The sequence below is a fragment of the Roseiarcus fermentans genome, assembly GCF_003315135.1.
Lineage (GTDB): Bacteria > Pseudomonadota > Alphaproteobacteria > Rhizobiales > Beijerinckiaceae > Roseiarcus > Roseiarcus fermentans.
In genome coordinates, this window is the sequence record NZ_QNRK01000026.1 from 38,148 (window position 1) to 56,049 (window position 17,902).

The window sequence follows — 17,902 nt, forward strand, 5'->3', positions numbered from 1 at the left end:
TGCCCGCGAACGGGGACATCGGTAGGAAGCCACGGCAAGACCTCTCGCGCCCGACCCGCGGCCGGGCGCGAGCGGTTCGGGCTGTCGCCCGAGGGTGGCCGGGGCGGATGTTCGGGCGCCGACGCTTTTCTGGCCGCCCGGGCGGAAGCGCGGTCGACGCGGTCGACGACCGCGTCTACAATGCGCCGGCACGTCCGGCTCCGATTGCCGGAACGGCCTCGCTGCGCCAATCCGCCGCGCCTCGCCGAGTGTCAAGGCGACTGGACAAGGTCGGGCCGCGCGGATACCGAATTAGGCAGGGGCGGACGGCGGAAGGGGCCGGCTGCCTGCAAGAAAGGCAGACGATGGACTACGAGCGGGTCTTCTCCGACGCAATCGCCCAGTTGAAGGCGGAAGAGCGCTACCGGACATTCGCAAATCTCGAACGCGACGCGCGCCGCTTCCCGCTGGCCCTGTGGCGCCCCGAGGGCGAGGAGGACAGGCCGCGCGAAGTCACCGTCTGGTGCTCCAACGACTATCTCGGCATGGGCGTCCACCCCGAGGTGATCGAGGCGTCGGTCGAGGCCGCGCGCGCCCACGGCGCCGGCGCCGGCGGCACCCGCAACATCTCCGGCACGCATCATCCGATCGTGCGGCTCGAGGCCGAACTCGCCGATCTGCACGGCAAGCAGGCGGCCCTCGCCTTCACCTCCGGCTGGATCTCCAATCTCGCCGGCATCTCGACCATCGCGAGCCTGCTGCCGAACTGCCTGATCCTGTCCGACGCGCTCAACCACAATTCGATGATCGAGGGCGTCCGGCGCGCCGGCTGCGAGAAGAAGGTGTGGCGCCACAACGACGTCGCCCATCTCGAGGCGCTTCTGGCCGCGGAGCCCGCCGCGCGCGCAAAGCTCGTCGTGTTCGAGAGCCTCTATTCCATGGACGGCGACATCGCGCCGATCGAGGCGATCCTCGACCTGTGCGAGAAGTACGGCGCAATGAGCTACATCGACGAGGTGCACGCCGTGGGCCTGTACGGGCCGCGCGGCGGCGGGGTGAGCGAGCGCGAGGGCCTCGCCCACCGCATCGACGTCATCGAAGGCACGCTCGCCAAGGGTTTCGGCGCGCTCGGCGGCTACATCGCGGCGAGCGCGGCGGTGGTGGACGCGGTGCGCAGCTACGCCCCGCAGTTCATCTTCACCTCGACCCTGCCTCCGAGCGTGGCGGCGAGCGCGGCGGCGGCGGTGCGGCACCTCAAGACGTCGAGCGCCGAGCGCGAGCGGCACCAGCACATGGCCTGGCTCACCAAGCACGCTTTGCGCGCCGCCGGCATCCCCGTCATGGACAACCCGTCGCACATCGTGCCGGTGTTCGTCGGCGACGCCCAGAAGTGCAAGGCGGCGAGCAAGCTGCTGCTCGAGCGGCACGCGATCTACATCCAGCCGATCAACTACCCGACCGTCCCCACGGGCACGGAGCGGCTGCGCATCACCCCCGGCCCGGCCCACAGCGAGGCGCAGGTCGCCGAACTGGTCGAGGCGCTGGTCGACGTGTGGAAGACGGTGGGCCTGCGCTTCGAAGAGGCGAAGATCATCCCGCTGTTCCGGCGTGCGGCGACGGCGCCGGCGGCGGATTGCGTCTATCCCGAGATGAAGAAGGCGGCCGAGTAGCGGCCGCCGGGCTCGGCGCCTTGCGCGCACGCCTCGGTCAGACCCGGCGCGGCGCGGCGGCGTCGACAATCCGCCCATGACGATCGGCATCCTGGAATGCGGCGCCCCGCCCGAGCCGCTTCGCGCCCGCTTCGGCGGTTATGGCGCGATGGTGCAACGGCTGCTCGGTCCGCATCGGGAGACCGCAATCGTCGACGTGCCGGGGGGCGCGTTGTCGGCCGGAACACCGGATTTCGACGCCTACGTGGTGACCGGTTCGGCGGCCGGGGTCTACGACGACCTGCCCTGGATCCCCGGGCTGATCGGCTTTCTGCGACAGGTCAAGGGGCGGGCGAAGCTCGTCGGCCTGTGCTTCGGCCATCAGGCGATGGCCGAAGCGTTCGGCGGCGCCGTGGTGAAGTCGCCCAAGGGCTGGGGCCTCGGGCTTCAGCGCTATGAGGCGCGGCGCCGCGCAAGCTGGATGGACGGCGCGGCGTCGGTTATGGTTCCCGCCCTGCACCAGGATCAGGTGGTCGTCCGCCCGCCCGGCGCCCGCGTGACCCTCGCCAGCGCGTTCACCCCCTATGCCGGGCTCGACTACGGCGACGCCGTCTCCTTCCAGTTCCATCCGGAGTTTCCGGCCGCGTTCGCGACGGCGCTGATCGAGGCGCGGCGGGACCGTTTCGGCGCATTGGCCGATCCGGCCATCGCCTCCTACGGCCGGCCGCACGACTGCGCCCGGATCGGCCAGTGGATCGGACGGTTCCTCGACGCGCCCGGCGCCCTGTCCCAGGCCGGCGACGTATGAGCGCGGATCGGGTTTCGATACTTACCCGAAGCGCGCGCTTGCCCGGGCGCCGCGGTTGGGCTAGGCGCGAGGAATCGGAGGAGCGGCGTCTCGCCGCCGTCGGGCGTCCGCGAGAACGCCGGCTTTTCGCCCGGCAGCCGGGCTGCATGAGGGGTCTGTCGTGACGTCTGCAAAATCGCAAAAGCCCTTCCTCGCCGCGCTCGCGGGCGAGCGCCAGACACGGCCGCCGATCTGGCTGATGCGCCAGGCCGGCCGCTACCTGCCGGAATATCGCGAGATCCGCGCCAAGGCGCCGAGCTTCCTCGACTTCTGCTACACGCCGGCCTCGACCGTCGAAGCGACGCTGCAGCCGATCCGGCGATTCGGGTTCGACGCGGCGATCCTGTTCTCCGACATTCTCGTCGTCCCCGACGCGCTCGGCCAGACGGTGTCGTTCGAGACCGGCGAAGGGCCGCGCCTCGACCCGATCACGGACGAGGCGGGATTTTCGCGCCTCAGGGCCGAGCCGGACTGGGAAAAGCTCTCGCCCGCGTTCGAGACGCTCGACCGACTGAAGACCGCGCTGCCAAGCGAGGTCGCGCTGATCGGCTTCTGCGGCGCGCCGTGGACGGTGGCGAGCTACATGATCGCCGGGCGCGGCACCAAGGAGCAGGAGCCGGCGCGGACCTTCGCTTACCGCCATCCCAAGTTGTTCGCGGCGCTGATCGAGCGGCTGGTGGATGCGTCCGCAGGCTATCTGATCCGCCAGATCGAGGCGGGCGCCGAGGCGGTGCAGATTTTCGATTCCTGGTCGGGCGTGCTGCCGCCGGCGGAGTTCGAGCGCTGGTGCGTCGCGCCGGTCGCGGCGCTGGTCGCCAAGGTGAAGGCGACGGCGCCCGACACGCCGGTGATCGCCTTCCCGCGCGGCGCGGCGACGCAACTCTACAAGTTCGCCGGCATGAAGGGGGTCGCTTGCGTCGGCCTCGACACCGCGGTCGAGCCCGCCGTCGCGGCCGCCGCGCTGCCGGGCCTCGCGTTGCAGGGCAATCTCGATCCGCTCGCCCTCGTCGCCGGCGGCTCGGCGCTGGACGAAGGGATCGACCGCGTGCTCGACGGCTTCGTTGACCGCGCCCACGTCTTCAACCTCGGCCACGGCATTCTGCCCGAGACGCCGATCGCCCATGTCGAGCGCATGATGGCGCGGGTGCGCGGGGCATGAGCGGCGCGGCCGAACCCGGCGCCGATCCCCGCCTCGCGGCCGCCGCCGACTGGTTCGGCGGCCTGCAATTGCGGATCGTCGCGGCGATGGAGGGCCTCGAGCGGGAGTTCGGCGACGTCGACCCGCCGCGCGAGCCCGGCCGGTTCGCCATCGAGCCGTGGAGCCGCACCGACGCCGGCGGCGCGCCGGGCGGCGGCGGCCGGATGGCGATGCTGCGCGGGCGGCTGTTCGAGAAGATGGGCGCGCATTGCTCGACCGTGTTCGGCGCATTCCCGCCCGAGTTCGCCAAGGACATTCCCGGCGCCGCCGCCGACCCGCGCTTCTGGGCGGCCGGCGTGTCGGTGATCGCCCATCCGTGGAGCCCGCACGTCCCGACCGTGCACATGAACGTGCGGCTCGTGCGCACGACGAAACTGTGGTTCGGCGGCGGCGCCGATCTCACGCCGATGCTGGACGCGCGCCGGGTCGAGAGCGATCCGGACGCGGTCCTGTTCCACGCCGCGATGCGCGCGGCCTGCGCCCGCCACCCGGGCGTCGCCGACGCCGACCGGTTCGAGGCCTGGTGCGACGAATATTTCTTCCTCAGGCACCGCAACGAGCGGCGCGGGATCGGCGGCATCTTCTTCGATCACCTGAACAGCGCCGGCGACTCCGACAATTCGGCGTTCGACGCGGATTTCGCCTTCGTCCGCGACGTCGGCGACAGCTTCATCGCCGTCTATTCCGACATCGTCCGGCGCAACGCCTCGCAGCCGTGGAGCCTGCGCGAGCGCGAGGAACAATGCGTCCGCCGCGGCCGTTACGTCGAGTTCAACCTGCTCTATGATCGCGGCACGATCTTCGGCCTGAAGACCGGCGGCAACATCGCCTCCATTTTGTCCTCGATGCCGCCCGAGGCCCGCTGGCCCTGAAGGATCGACAACCGCCAAGCGCGCGGATCGGGCCGCGGCCGGCGCGCTTGCCGATTTCGTCGTGGGTCCTAGGTAAGGGTATGGAGATCGAGACGGCGCCGCTGTCAGGGCGTTTCACGGACGCGGAGAACGAGGCCGGCGCCGCGCCCGAAAGGGCGGCGAAGGCCTCTGAGACAGGGGTTTTTTTCCACAACGGACGCCAAGGCGCGCTCGCTTTGTCCAGCCGAACGCCCGGTTTCAACCTCGCGATGACGCCGGCGGTCCCTCAGCCTGTTTTTGCGCGTTGAGGAAGGGCCGAACGCCGGCATCGCAACCAACGCATGGGAGGATGGTCAATGGTCAACGCTGCGCAATCGGGACACTTCCGCATCGGCGGACAGTTCGAGGTCGCTCGCCTCGGCTTCGGCGCGATGCGCATCGTCGGCAAGGGCGTCTGGGGCCCGCCGGAGGATCGCGAGGAAGCGATCCGCACCCTGAAACGCCTGCCCGATCTCGGGGTCGATTTCATCGACACCGCCGATTCCTACGGCCCCGATTTCTCGGAAGACCTGATCCGCGAGGCGCTGCACCCGTACGGATCGATCCGGATCGCCACCAAGGGCGGCCTCGCCCGCACCGGCCCGAACGTCTGGATCCCGCTCGGCCGCCCCGAATACCTGATCCAGCAGGCCCACAAGAGCCGCTGGCGGCTGGGAGTCGAGGCGATCGACCTGTGGCAGCTCCATCGCATCGATCCGAAGGTGCCCGCCGACGAGCAGTTCGACGCGATCAAGTCGCTGATCGCCGACGGCGTCATCCGCACGGCGGGCCTGTCGGAGGTCGGCGTCGCCGACATCGAGACGGCGTCGAGCTATTTCCCGGTGGCGACGGTGCAGAACCGCTACAACCTCGCCGACCGCGCGAGCGAGGCCGTGCTCGACGCATGCGCCGGGCGCGGGATCGGCTTCATCCCGTGGTTCCCGCTCAACGCCGGCGACCTCGCCCGCGAAGGCGGCGCGCTCGACGCGATCGCCAGACGGCGCAAGGCGAGCCCGGGCCAGATCGCGCTCGCCTGGCTCCTGAAGCGCAGCCCGGTCATGCTGCCGATCCCCGGCACGGGAAAGGTGGCGCATCTCGAGGAGAACGTCGCCGCGGCGGCGATCGAACTGTCGGACGAGGAGTTCGACGAACTCGACCGGGTCGGGCGCGCCACGGGGTGATTTGCGGACGCCGTCGGCGACCGCGGTCGCCGCGATCGGCGATCGCGGCCAAGCGAGGCCGGCGGGTCTCCGGCGCGGGGGAAGCGCCCGCGGTCGGGGGCCCGCTTGGTTTTGTCATGCAACAATGGCAAGAGGCGGGGCAGGTCGTCGAACCGAGGGGGCCCCCATGACGTTTCAGGCTGCCGTTCAAACCGCTTTCGTCAAGAAATACGCGGATTTCCAGGGGCGGGCGAACCGTCCCGAATTCTGGTGGTTCATGTTGGCGGTCCTGATCGCGACGCTGATCGCCGCGATCATCGACGACGAACTGATCGGAGGCGGGGAGATCGTCGAAACGATCGTCGGGCTCGCCACGATCGTCCCCTCGCTCGCCGTCGGAGTCCGGCGTCTGCACGACACCGACCGGTCCGGCTGGTGGCAGCTTCTGCACCTCCTCCCGCTGATCGGCCTGATCGTGCTGATCGTCTGGTGGGTGACGCCCGGAAACGCCGCGCCGAACCGCTTCGGCGCGCCCGAGACTGTCGGCTGACGAGGCGCTCAGGCGGCGAGACGCCGCCCCTCCCGCGGCGCCCGAACCTCAGTCGAGCGTCTCCCGGTAGGCGAGCGTCGCGAAGGCGATCACCACCACGGCGAACAGCGCCATCGGCCAGATTTCCGGCGCGATCTCGCTCCAGCCGACGCCCTTGAGCAAGAGCGCGCGCACGATCCGCATCGCATGGGTGATCGGGAACAGGTTGCCGAGCCACTGCGCCCAGACCGGCATGCCGCGGAACGGGAACATGAAGCCGGACAGAATGAAGGACGGCATCAGGGTGAACTGGGCGAGCTGGACCGCCTGCATCTGGTTGGCCGAGATGGTCGAGAAGGTCACGCCGAGCGCCAGATTGCCGGCGATGAAGAACCCGAGCGCCCCGAGCAGGAGCGGCACCGAGCCGCGGATCGGCAGGCCGAAGAACAACGACGCCGCGACCAGGATCAGCGACACCTGGATGTAGCCGATGATCACGTAGGGCGCGATCTTGGCGATCATGACCTCGATCGGCCGCACCGGCATCGCCAGCAGATTCTCCATCGTGCCGCGCTCGCGCTCCTTGGTGATCGCCATGGTGGTGACGAACAGGGTCGAGAACAGGAGCACGATGCAGATCAGGCCCGGAACGACGTTGAGCACGGTGAGCTGCTCGGGATTGTAGCGGGCGTGCAGGACGAACTGGAACGGCGGCGCCGGCGGCGCGATCTGGCGGATCGGCGGCAGGTCGCGATCGAGGTCGGCGACGACGCGATCGAGCGCGGCCACCGCATTGCCGATCGCGCTCGGGTCGGTCGCGTCGGCGTCGATCAGCACGCTCGGCCGCTCGCCCCGGTCGACCGCGCGGTCGAAGTCGGGCGGCGTCTCTATGACGAACATCAGCTCGCCGCGCGCGAGCCCCTCCTCGGCTTCCGTTTCGCTGCGCAGGACCCGGATCTCGTAATAGCCGGAGTTGGTCAACGCAGCGGCGATGGTGCGGGTGTATTTGGAATCCTCGATCGACAGGAGCCCTGCCGGCAGATGCTTCGGGTCGGAGTTGATCGCATAGCCGAACAGGAACAGCTGGATCATCGGCACCAGGATGATGATGCGCAGCGTCAGCTTGTCGCGCAGGATCTGGATCGATTCCTTGCGCAGGAGGGCGATCAGGCGCGGGAAGGAGAAGGCGTTGCTCATCCGCCCTTCCCCTGGACGCTCAACATGTGGATGAACACGTCGTCGAGGCGCGGCTCGACCTCCCGCCAGACGAGCGCGCCGCCGCGCGTCTCGATCGCCCGCTTCAGCGCCTCGCGGTCGAGGCTCGCGACCCGCAGCGCGCGGCCGAACACCGCGGCGGCCTCGACGCCCGGCGAATGACGGAGCGCGACCGCGACCCGATCGACGTCGTCGCCGCTGCCCTCGAACGCGGTCAGGCCCGACTGGGCGACGACCGTCGCCGCGGCGCCCTGGACCACGATGCGCCCGCGCGCCAGGTAGACGATGCGTTTGCAGCGCTCGGCCTCGTCCATGTAGTGGGTCGAGACCAGCGTCGTCAGGCCCTCGACCGCCATGTCGTGGATCAGGTCCCAGAACTCGCGTCGCGCCTTGGCGTCGACGCCGGCGGTCGGCTCGTCGAGCAGCAGCAGTTTCGGCTCGTGCAGCACGCAGGCGGCGAGCGCGAGCCGCTGCTTCCAGCCGCCCGAGAGCTGGCCGGCGAGCTGGTCGCGGCGCGGGCCGAGCTCCATCCGGTCGAGAATTCGTCGCACCGCCTCGCGACGGTTCGGCATCTCGTAGACGCGCGCGACGAAGTCGAGGTTCTCGGCGACCGTCAGGTCCTCGTAGAGGCTGAAGCGCTGGGTCATGTAGCCGACCTGACGGCGGATCGCGTGCGGCTCGCGGAGGATGTCGTGGCCGAGGCAGTGGCCTTCGCCGCCGTCGGGCTTCAGGAGCCCGCACAGCATGCGGATGGTGGTGGTCTTGCCGCTGCCGTTGGCGCCGAGGAAGCCGCAGATCTCGCCCTCGGCGACGGTGAGATCGAGGCCCTCGACCACCTGGAGGCCGCCGAACCGCTTGCGCAACCCCCGGACGTCGATGGCCGCCTCGCTCATGGCGCGCTCGCCGTCGGCGCCGCCGCCTGCGCCGCGGGCGCGACCGTCACGGGCTGGCCCGGATTGAGGAGCCTCGCCTGATCCGACGGCGGGCGCGCCTCGGCCAGAAACACGAACTTGCTGCGGTTCGTCTCGGAATAGATGAAGGGCGGCGTGTATTCCGCGCTCGGCGCGATGTACGACACCACGCCGCCGAGGTCAGCCGGGCAATTGTCGCAGGCGAAATCCACCCGGTCTCCGACGTGGATTTTGGCGAGCTGCGGCTCGGGAATGAAGAAGCGGACGAACACGTTGCCGGGCGGCAGCAGCGAGACCGCCGGCGCGCCCGCCGAGAGGGTCTCGCCGGGAAAGGCGATCACGTCGGCGATGATCCCGGCCTCGGGCGCCGTCACCGAGCGCTGGTCGAGCCGCCACTGGGCCTGCTTCAGCGCCGCCTCGAGCGCGTCGACCATCGACCTCTGCGCCTCGATCTCCGACGGCCGGCCCATCGGCGCCTGCGCGGTCGCGAGCGCCGCCGTCGCCGCCGCCACCTTCGCCTCGGCCGAGCGCAGCGCCGCGTCCTGCTGATCGACGACCTGCTGCGTCGCCGATCCGGACTTCAGCAGTTGCGCGCTGCGGCGAAGGTCCTCCTGCGCCCGGTCGCGCGCCGCCTGCGCGTCGCCGAGATTGGCCTGGGCCTGGTCGATCTCGCTCGTCTTCGCCGGCGCCATGAGGTTGGCGAGCTGCCCGCGCGCCTGCTGCAACAGGCGGCGCGCCTGATCGACCGCGGCGCGGTCGTCGGCGTCGTCCTGCGTGAACAGCGGCTGGCCCTTGACGACCCGGTCGCCCCGCGCCACGCGCACCGCGGTGAGGAGCCCTGCCTGGGTCGGCCCGATCTTGACGAAATCCGCCTCGGCATAGCCCTGCCACGCGACCGGCGCCGGCGGCCTCGGACGGAACAGCGCCCACCCAGCGCCCGCGACGAGCGCGATCACAACCGCGGGGACGAGAAAACGTCGAATCAAGGCGGGCGCTCGGCCGCGGCGACACGGCCGCTTCGGACGCATCCCTTAGCGGCGTTCGCCGGGAAAAAACATTGGGACCGAAGGACGCGGGCGCGGGCCGCCGGAACCGAACGCGGCCGCCGCGCGTTCCCCCCGGGCCAGGAGGGGCGTTTCCATGTTCATCATCTGTCTCGCGACCGATTACGACGGCACGCTCGCGCACGACGGCGTCGTCGATTCCGCCACGATCGACGCGCTCGTCCGCCTCAGGCGCTCGGGCCGCAGGGTCGTCCTCGTCACCGGCCGCGAACTCCCCGACCTCGTCCGCGTCTGTCCGCGCCTCGACCTGTTCGATCGGGTCGTCGCCGAGAACGGCGCGCTGCTGTTCGATCCCGCGACCCGGCGGGAACGGCCGCTCGCCCCCGAGCCCTCGCCGGAATTCGTCGCGGCTCTGCGCGAGAAAGGCGTCCCGCTGTCGGTCGGGCGGTCGATCGTCGCCACCTGGGAGCCGCACGAGAACGCGGTTCTGAAAGCTATTCGCGAACTCGGGCTCGAATTGCAGATCACGTTCAACAAGGGCGCGGTGATGGTCCTGCCGGCCGGCGTCAACAAGGCGAGCGGGCTTGCCGCGGCGCTCGACGACCTCGGCCTCTCCGCCCACAACGTGGTCGCGGTCGGCGACGCCGAGAACGACCACGCCTTCATGCAGGCCTCCGGCTTTTCCGCAGCCGTCGCCAACGCCCTGCCGGCGGTCAAGGAGACGGCCGACCTCGTGACGGAGCGCCCGCGCGGCGCGGGCGTCGCGGAGCTGATCGCGCGCCTTCTCGAAGACGATGTGGACGCCTTCGCCCCCTTCAAGGCGCGCGGCCTCGTCCAGGCGGCGGTCCGCCCTGACGGGACGCCGGTCTATCTGCGCCCGCATGGCGGCGGCGCGCTGGTCGCGGGGCTCTCGGGCGGCGGCAAATCGACGCTCGCGACCGCGCTCGTCGAAGGGATGATCGCGGGCGGCTTCCAGGTCGTCGTGTTCGACCCGGAGGGCGATTACGCCGACTTTCGCGCGGCGGTCGCGCTCGGCGACGCCAAGTCGCCGCCGCGCCTGCCCGAATTGCTCAAGGCGCTCGATCGCCCGGGCGACAGCGTCGTCGTCAATCTGCTCGCCATCGGCGTCGAGGACCGCCCGGCCGCCTTCGCCGGCTTCGCCGGGGCCGCGATCGAGATGCAGGGCCGGACCGGGCGGCCGCACTGGCTGCTGGTCGACGAGGCCCACCATGTCCTGCCGGCCGAGCGGGACGTCAACGCCGGCGCCGCGCTGTCGAGCCTGCCCGCCGTCCTGGTCACCGTCGACCCGGAAGCCGTCTCGGCCGAAGCGCTCGCGCGCGTCGACGACGTGTTCGCAGTCGGAACCCGGCCCGCCGAGACGATCGCCGCCTTCTGCCGGGCCCTGTCGATCGCGCCGCCGCCGCTGCCCGAGGGCCCGGCGGAACACGGGCAGGCGCTGTTCTGGCGGCGCTCCTCGCCCCGGGCGCCGGAATTCGTCGCGCCGCGCGCGCCCGCCGCCAAGATGGAGCGCCACACGCGCAAATACGCCGAGGGCGAGCTCGGCGAGGACAAGAGCTTCTATTTCCGCGGCCCCGACGGCGCGCTCAACTTGCGCGCTCAGAACCTCACGATCTTCCTGCAGATGGCGGACGGGGTCGACGACCGAACCTGGCTGCATCACCTGAAGGCGGGCGACGTCTCGACCTGGATCCACGACGCGATCAAGGACGACGATCTGGCGTCGGAAGCGGAGCGGATCGAGGCGGCGGAAGCCGATCCGGCGCGCTCGCGCAGGGCGATGCGCCAGGCGATCGAGCGAAAATATACGGCGCCGGCTTCGAAGGGGTCCGATCCGGGCTAGTCACCGCAGAGCGATGCAACCGCGAAGCCGTAGCCCAGCGGGCCCCCTCCACCACCCTTCGGGTGGTCCCCCTCCCCCGTTTCGCTTCGCTTCACGGAGGAGGAAAGCGGCGGACGGCTTGGGAGTTACCGTCGGTCGAGCGGCGCAAAGTAACTCCCAAGCCGGCAGCGAACAGCGCCGTCATCGCGAGCGAAGCGAAGCGATCCAGGGCCGCTGGGCCGCTGTTGCGCCCTCTGATCGTCCCGCCGCCCTTCGTTGCGAGCAGAAGACGGAGCGATTTTTTCCGCAGGAGGCAAGCGGCGGCATGGGTTGCTTCGTCGCTTCGCTCCTCGCAATGACGGGGTTGGGAGTAACGGCGCAAAAGCTTACGCTTCGCCGGAATGGTCCTTGGCGGTCGTCGAGTGCTTGTGCCCTTCCTCGCTATGCTCGTGCGCGGCGTCCGCGTGTTCCTGCGCGTCGTCGTGCTCGCCGATCTTGTGGAGATGGGCGGCCTGAAGGTGATGATGGGCCGCCGCCTGATGATGCGCGGCCGCTTGAAGATGATGCTCGCTCGCCGGATGCTTGTCCTTCGCCATGACGTGCTCCTCTTGACCTTTCGGGGCGGCCCATGGGGTCGCAACTTCGACAGGGTGAGGTTTTCCCGAGCCAAACCCCCCACCTGGCGCAATCGCCAGTCCGCGGAGTCGATTTAGGCCCGCGCGGCTACAGGAGCGTGACGGCGCGGTTCGCGGCGCATGCGGCCGAAGAGAGAGGCGCGTGAGACCTCCTCGCCCGACTCCGAAGCGCCGGCGACGAGCTCAACGGCGGCTTTCTGAGGCCATGCGAACGGCGAGGCCGGCGAGCACCCCGCCCATCAGCCAGCGTTGCGCGACCGCCCAGGACGGCCGCGCCTTCAGGAAAGCGGCGATCGACCCGGCCATGATCGCGATGACGGCGTTGACGGTCACGCTGATCGCGATCTGCGTCGAGCCGAGGATCAGGGACTGCGACAGGACGCTGCCGGCGTTCGTGTCGATGAATTGCGGCAGCAGCGACAGATAGAGCATCGCGACTTTCGGGTTGAGCAGATTGGTGACGAGGCCCATCGCGAACAGTTTGCGCGGGCTGTCGATCGGCAGAGCCCTGACCTCGAACGGGGATCGGCCGCCCGGCCGCAGCGCCTGCCAGGCGAGCCAGGCCAGATAGGCCGCGCCCGTCAGGCGCAGCGCGTCATACGCGTAGGGGACGGCGAAGACGAGCGCCGTGATCCCGAACACCGCGCAGAGCATGTAGAAGACGAAACCGAGCGCCACCCCGCCGAGCGAGATCAGGCCCGCGGCGCGCCCCTGGATGATGGATCGCGAAATCAGATAGATCATGTTCGGTCCCGGCGTCAGGACCAGGCCGAGCGCGACCAGCGCGAAGGCGACGAGATGGATGAGCGACGGCATGTTGGCGCCTCCGGCGCGATTTCGGTGCGAAAGTCGAGCGGCCACCGCGGGTCGGGCGGCGGTCAGGTCAAGCCATTGGGGGTTCTCCCAACTGGGGTTCGCCTGAACGCCGTCATCGCGGGGAGCGAAGCGACGTGGCGATCCAGGAGTCCGGGACGCCGACGCCTGCCGCCAGGAAGTCCAGCGCTTCGGCAGACGGCAGTGCAGACGGCTCCTGGATCGCCGCGTCGCCCTTCGGGCTCCTCGCGATGACGGCCGCGTCGCCCTTCGGGCTCCTCGCGATGACGGCCGCGTCGCCCTTCGGGCGCGTCGCGATGCCGGACGACGAAGGCGCTGTCGCTCGCGGACACACCCTGTGAACGAGGCGAATCGGCGACGGCTGATGTCTTGAAATCTCGACCGAAAAGCCTCAGCCTCGCAGGGACGGACGAACGCCCGTTCACACCCGCAGCGGCATCAGCACGTAGAGCGCGCTCGCGCCGTCGCGGTCCTGGATCAGGGTCGGCGAGCCGGGGTCGGCCATGACGATCAGCGCCGTGTCGCCGGCGAGCTGGCCGAGGATGTCGAGCAGGTAGCGGGCGTTGAAGCCGATGTCGATCGGGGTCGAATCGTAGTCGACCTCGATCTCCTCGCTCGCCGAGCCCGAGTCCGGGTTGTTGACCGAGAGCGTCATCCGGCCCTCGGCGACCGACAGCTTGATCGCGCGCCCGCGCTCGGACGACAGCGTCGAGACGCGGTCGACCGCCTTCTCGAACGGATCCTTGTCGACCACGAGACGCTTGTCGTTGCCGACCGGGATGACGCGCTGATAGTCGGGGAAGGTGCCGTCGATCAGCTTGGTGGTCAGCACCACGTCGCCGAACTGGAAGCGGGCCTTGGCGGTGGAGATCTCGATTTTGACGTCCTGGGTCGGGTCCTCGAGCAGCTTCAGCACCTCGTTCACCGCCTTGCGCGGCGCGATCACGCCCGGCATCCCGATCGCGCCCTGCGGCGCCGGCGCATCGACGCGCGCCAGGCGGTGGCCGTCGGTCGCCACCGCGCGCAGGGTCGGCGTCCCGCCGACATCGGCCGTGTGCAGGTAGATGCCATTGAGATAGTAGCGCGTCTCCTCGGTCGAGATGGCGAACTGGGTGTTCTCGATCAGGCGCTTGAGCTCGACCGCCGGCAGGGTGAAGGCATGCGAGAAGGCGCCCGAGGTGAGGTCGGGGAAGTCGGACGCCGGCAGCGCCTGCAGGTAGAAGCGGGAACGGCCGGAGCGCAGCAGCAGCTGCCCGGTGTCGCCGGCGATCTCGAGGCTCACCTGCGCGCCCTCTGGCAGCTTGCGCACGATGTCGTAGATGACATGCGCCGGGACCGTGGTCGCGCCGGGCTGGACGACGTCCGCCGCGGCCTGCTCGGTCGCCTCGAGGTCGAGGTCGGTGCTCTTGAGCGCCAGCTTGCCGTCCGCCGCCTCGATCAGCACGTTGGCGAGAATCGGAATGGTGTTGCGGCGCTCGACGATACGATGAACGTGTCCCAGAGCCTTGAGCAGGACCGAACGCTCGATGGTGACTTTCATCGTGAGGACTTCCGATACACGGTCGACGCTGAACGCGCCTCGAAGAGGGCGCGGACTTTGCCAAGGCGCTCGGTGCAACGCAAGACCGCTGCGACTCCGGGGGCGCCGATTTCCGAGCGATGTCGACATTCCGGTCCCGCAGGCGCGGGTCGCCGGTTTCCCCGGCGTGTCAGGACGCCGTGACGCGCGCCGCCGCCGGCGCCTCTTCGCTGGTCTCGAAATTGAACACGTTGAGCTCGATCACCGCGAAGCAGACGATCCAGAGGGCGGCGTCGTAGAAATCGAGGAAGCCGCTGAGGCCGCCGTCGCTGACGAAGCCCCTCCAGGCCCAGGTCGCGGCGTAGGCGACGAGCGCCGCGTACAGGGCGATCTTCACCCCGTTGCGCACGCGCCATTCGAGGCCGCCGTATTCGCCCGGCGCATAGACGTCGTAGGCGAGCACGGCGCACACCGAGAGCCAGGTGCAGGAGTTCAGGAAGCCGAGCGTGTCGCCGGCCGACCAATAGGAATAACAGGCGAAAATGGCCAGGCCGTAGCCGACCGCGAGGGCGGCGTAGAGTCCGTACTTTTCCAGCGGCGAGGCGTAGGCCTTGTCCAGCGCCGACGTCTCGTACAGAAACGTCGAAAGCAGGATCACCCAGCCGAGCTGGTCGAACGCCTCGTGCTGCGGGGCGTTCCAGAGAAACACGACGACGTTGAGCGCCAGCAGCGCGAAGACGACGACCTTGAAGATTTTCATGCCCGCCCGCCGGAACCCCGAACCGCTTCGAACGCGCACAGTCCGACGGTCCGGCGACAGTTTTATGAAACGCCGCCCCTGTCGTTGGCGGGCGCGGCGCGCCCGCGGCGACCTCAAAAAGGACGCGGGATTTGCGGCCACGATGACAGGCGCTTGACAGGAGGGACGCGCCGCGAAAGACTTGACCATTCGGTCAGGTTTGCCCCGCGCCCGTCGGTCGCGGTGGCCTTTCCGGGAGACGCCATGCCGATCGCCGCCCGCCCCCAGGGACTGTCCGACGTCGCCACCGCGCGGCTGGACCGAAAGACCCTCGACGCGAATTTTTCCGACCTCCATCCGCCGCTCGGCCCGCACGAGGCCAGGGTCGAGGCCGATCGCTGCTATTTCTGCTTCGACGCGCCGTGCCAGCAGGCCTGCCCGACCGCGATCGACATCCCCCTGTTCATCCGCCAGATCGCCGCCGACAACCGCGCCGGCGCGGCCCGGACGATCTTCGACGCCAACATCATGGGCGGCATGTGCGCGCGGGTCTGTCCGACCGAGACTTTGTGCGAGGAAGCCTGCGTGCGCGAGGAAGCGGAGGGCAAGCCGGTCCGAATCGGGCTTCTGCAGCGCTGGGCGACCGACGCCCTGATCGAGACCGGACGCTCGCCCTTCACCCGCGCCGCGCCGACCGGAAAGCGGGTCGCGATCGTCGGCGCCGGTCCGGCCGGCCTCGCCTGCGCTCACGCGCTCAGCCTCGCGGGGGTCGAATCGACGATCTTCGAGGCGCGCCCGAAGCCGGGCGGCCTCAACGAATACGGCATCGCCGCCTACAAGTCGGTCGACGATTTCGCGGCGAAGGAGGCGGCGTTCATTCTCTCGGTCGGCGGGATCGAGGCGCTCTACGGCGTCAGGCTCGGCGAGCACGTCGGGCTCGACGATCTTCGCCGCGACTACGACGCGACCTTCCTGGCGATGGGGCTCGGAGCGACCAACAAGCTCGGCCTGCCGGGCGAAGCCGAGCTCGAGAACGTCGCCGACGCGGTCGAGTATATCGGCGCGCTGCGCCAGGCCCCGGACCTGACGCTGCTGCCGGTGGGGCGCCGCGTCGTCGTCATCGGCGGCGGCATGACCGCGATCGACATCGCGGTGCAGTCGAAGAAGCTCGGGGCTCAGAACGTGACGATCGTCTATCGGCGCGGCGAGGAGCAGATGAAGGCGAGCCGGTTCGAGCGCGAGCTCGCCCAGACCAACGGCGTGGTGATTCGCACCTGGGCGCGGCCGGTGGCGATCGAGAGCCACGCGGGCGTGTTCAGCGGCGTCTTGTTCGAGGACACCCACGAGCACGAGGGCGTGCTGGCGGCGCCGGGCTCGGTGTTCCGCATCGAGGCCGACATGCTGTTCACCGCCATCGGCCAGCGCGGCGCGCTCGAGGCGCTCGACAGCGCCGGCGTCGAGGTGAAGGACGGCCGCATCGTGGTCGACGCCGAGCGGCGCACCAGCGTCCCCGGCGTCTGGGCCGGCGGCGACTGCGCGCTCGGCGGCGAGGACCTGACGGTCGCCGCGGTCGAGGACGGCAAGCGGGCCGCGCGCTCCATTCTTTCGGCGCTCGGCGTCGCAGCCTGAACAACGCGAGGGTCCCATGGCCGATCTGCGCAGCGATTTTCTCGGCATCAAGTCGCCGAACCCGTTCTGGCTCGCCTCCGCCCCGCCCACCGACCGCAAGGTCAACGTCGAGCGCGCCTTCCGCGCCGGCTGGGGCGGCGTGGTGTGGAAGACGCTTGGGGAGGCCGGGCCGCCGGTGGTCAACGTGTCGGGCGCGCGCTACGGCGCCATCCACGGCCCCGACCGCCGGCTGATCGCGCTCAACAACATCGAATTGATCACCGACCGCGACCTCGAGATCAATCTGCGCGAGATCAAGGAGGTCAAGCGCGCCTGGCCCGACCGGGCGCTGGTGACGTCGCTGATGGTGCCGTGCGACGAAGAATCGTGGAAGGCGATCCTCGCCCGGGTCGAGGAAACCGAGTGCGACGGGATCGAGCTCAATTTCGGCTGCCCGCACGGCATGTCGGAGCGCGGCATGGGCTCGGCGGTCGGACAGGTGCCCGAATACGTCGAGATGGTCGCGCGCTGGTGCAAGGCGCACACCCGCATGCCGGTGATCGTCAAGCTGACCCCCAACATCTCCGACATCCGCCAGCCGGCGCGGGCGGCGAAACAGGGCGGCGCCGACGCGGTGTCGCTGATCAACACCGTCAATTCGATCATGGGGATCGATCTCGACCGGATGACGCCCGACGTGGCGATCGACGGCAAGGGCACCCACGGCGGCATGTGCGGGCCGGCGGTGAAGCCGATCGCGCTCGCGATGGTGGCGGAGATCGCCCGCGACTCCGTGACCAGAGGCCTGCCGATCTCGGCGATCGGCGGGGTGACGACGTGGCGCGACGCCGCCGAATACATCGCGCTCGGCGCCGGCACGGTGCAGGTCTGCACCGCGGCGATGACCTATGGATTCCGGATCGTCGAGGAGCTGACGTCGGGCCTCGCCGCCTACATGGACCGCAAGGGCTACGCGCGAATCGACGATTTTCGCGGCCGCGCGGTCGCCTCGATCACCGACTGGCAGCATCTGAACCTCAATTACGTCGCCAAGGCCCACATCCATCAGGATCTTTGCATCAAGTGCGGTCGCTGCCACATCGTGTGCGAGGACACCTCGCACCAGGCGATCGTGGCGAAGCTCGACGGCGGACGGGTGTTCGAGGTGAACGAGAGCGAATGCGTCGGCTGCAATTTGTGCGTGCTCGTCTGTCCGGTCGAGGGCTGCATCACGCTCGACCACCAGACGCAGGGGGTCGATCCGCGCACCGGCCTCGCCTACGAGCGGGCGCCGCTGCCGTGGACCGCGCACCCGAACAACCCGGCCGTGAAGGCGGCGGAGTAG

16 protein-coding genes and 1 pseudogene are annotated in these 17,902 nt (G+C 69.8%); 10 read left to right on the forward strand and 7 right to left on the reverse strand.

What is annotated here, in order from left to right; genetic code table 11:
* The first annotated feature begins 344 nt into the window (after window positions 1–344).
* From hemA to DFR50_RS21035, 6 genes are all read left to right on the forward strand, one after another.
* Window positions 345–1,649: a 5-aminolevulinate synthase gene (gene hemA, locus DFR50_RS21005; protein ID WP_113891229.1), complete on the forward strand. Its 1,305-nt coding sequence runs from the start codon at window positions 345–347 to the stop codon at window positions 1,647–1,649.
* 76 nt (window positions 1,650–1,725) lie between these two features.
* Entirely contained in the window at window positions 1,726–2,436 is a 711-nt protein-coding gene (locus tag DFR50_RS21010) for a glutamine amidotransferase-related protein (protein WP_113891230.1), read from the forward strand.
* Window positions 2,437–2,596: 160 nt separating this feature from the next.
* Window positions 2,597–3,634: a uroporphyrinogen decarboxylase gene (gene hemE / locus DFR50_RS21015; protein ID WP_113891231.1), complete on the forward strand. Its 1,038-nt coding sequence runs from the start codon at window positions 2,597–2,599 to the stop codon at window positions 3,632–3,634.
* Complete coding sequence (gene hemF / locus DFR50_RS21020; protein ID WP_113891232.1) at window positions 3,631–4,545, forward strand: oxygen-dependent coproporphyrinogen oxidase; 915 nt, start codon at window positions 3,631–3,633, stop codon at window positions 4,543–4,545. Before hemE ends, hemF begins: the two co-directional genes overlap by 4 nt.
* Before the next feature lie 335 nt (window positions 4,546–4,880).
* On the forward strand, window positions 4,881–5,744 hold the full coding sequence (locus DFR50_RS21030) for an aldo/keto reductase (protein ID WP_113891234.1): 864 nt from the start codon (window positions 4,881–4,883) through the stop codon (window positions 5,742–5,744).
* 166 nt (window positions 5,745–5,910) lie between these two features.
* The gene (locus tag DFR50_RS21035; protein WP_113891235.1) at window positions 5,911–6,273 is read left to right on the forward strand and encodes a DUF805 domain-containing protein; all 363 of its coding nucleotides are present in this window, start codon (window positions 5,911–5,913) and stop codon (window positions 6,271–6,273) included.
* Window positions 6,274–6,321: 48 nt separating this feature from the next.
* Here DFR50_RS21035 and DFR50_RS21040 read toward each other — a convergent pair whose 3' ends face one another.
* From DFR50_RS21040 to DFR50_RS21050, 3 genes are read right to left on the reverse strand one after another with little or no spacing between them, the layout of a single operon-like run.
* Window positions 6,322–7,449, reverse strand: coding sequence for an ABC transporter permease (locus DFR50_RS21040; RefSeq protein ID WP_113891236.1), 1,128 nt, complete (start codon window positions 7,447–7,449; stop codon window positions 6,322–6,324).
* The gene (locus DFR50_RS21045; protein ID WP_113891237.1) at window positions 7,446–8,360 is read right to left on the reverse strand and encodes an ABC transporter ATP-binding protein; all 915 of its coding nucleotides are present in this window, start codon (window positions 8,358–8,360) and stop codon (window positions 7,446–7,448) included. Before DFR50_RS21045 ends, DFR50_RS21040 begins: the two co-directional genes overlap by 4 nt.
* Window positions 8,357–9,364: an HlyD family secretion protein gene (locus DFR50_RS21050; RefSeq protein WP_170153315.1), complete on the reverse strand. Its 1,008-nt coding sequence runs from the start codon at window positions 9,362–9,364 to the stop codon at window positions 8,357–8,359. Before DFR50_RS21050 ends, DFR50_RS21045 begins: the two co-directional genes overlap by 4 nt.
* A gap of 154 nt (window positions 9,365–9,518) precedes the next feature.
* Between DFR50_RS21050 and DFR50_RS21055 the strand changes: the two genes are divergently transcribed.
* Window positions 9,519–11,243 (forward strand): HAD family hydrolase, encoded by a 1,725-nt coding sequence (locus DFR50_RS21055; RefSeq protein ID WP_113891239.1) that lies wholly within the window; start codon window positions 9,519–9,521, stop codon window positions 11,241–11,243.
* 365 nt (window positions 11,244–11,608) lie between these two features.
* On the opposite strand, the gene DFR50_RS21060 is transcribed toward DFR50_RS21055, so the two are convergent.
* Complete coding sequence (locus tag DFR50_RS21060; RefSeq protein WP_113891240.1) at window positions 11,609–11,818, reverse strand: hypothetical protein; 210 nt, start codon at window positions 11,816–11,818, stop codon at window positions 11,609–11,611.
* Between the two features lie 222 nt (window positions 11,819–12,040).
* Entirely contained in the window at window positions 12,041–12,673 is a 633-nt protein-coding gene (locus tag DFR50_RS21065) for a LysE family translocator (protein ID WP_113891241.1), read from the reverse strand.
* A gap of 134 nt (window positions 12,674–12,807) precedes the next feature.
* On the opposite strand from DFR50_RS21065, the gene DFR50_RS21070 reads away from it, so the two are divergent.
* Window positions 12,808–13,032 (forward strand): hypothetical protein, encoded by a 225-nt coding sequence (locus DFR50_RS21070; RefSeq protein WP_113891242.1) that lies wholly within the window; start codon window positions 12,808–12,810, stop codon window positions 13,030–13,032.
* Between the two features lie 80 nt (window positions 13,033–13,112).
* Here the strand turns inward: DFR50_RS21070 and dnaN are convergent, their stop codons facing one another.
* Both dnaN and DFR50_RS21080 read right to left on the reverse strand, forming a co-directional pair.
* Window positions 13,113–14,231, reverse strand: a complete 1,119-nt coding sequence (dnaN, locus tag DFR50_RS21075; protein WP_113891243.1) for a DNA polymerase III subunit beta — start codon at window positions 14,229–14,231, stop codon at window positions 13,113–13,115.
* A gap of 169 nt (window positions 14,232–14,400) precedes the next feature.
* The gene (locus DFR50_RS21080; RefSeq protein WP_113891244.1) at window positions 14,401–14,970 is read right to left on the reverse strand and encodes a hypothetical protein; all 570 of its coding nucleotides are present in this window, start codon (window positions 14,968–14,970) and stop codon (window positions 14,401–14,403) included.
* Window positions 14,971–15,213: 243 nt separating this feature from the next.
* Between DFR50_RS21080 and DFR50_RS21085 the strand changes: the two are divergent.
* Window positions 15,214–16,591: pseudogene (locus DFR50_RS21085) on the forward strand (NAD(P)-dependent oxidoreductase); the annotation flags it as partial.
* Window positions 16,592–16,594: 3 nt separating this feature from the next.
* Window positions 16,595–17,902 (forward strand): NAD-dependent dihydropyrimidine dehydrogenase subunit PreA, encoded by a 1,308-nt coding sequence (gene preA / locus DFR50_RS21090; RefSeq protein ID WP_113891246.1) that lies wholly within the window; start codon window positions 16,595–16,597, stop codon window positions 17,900–17,902.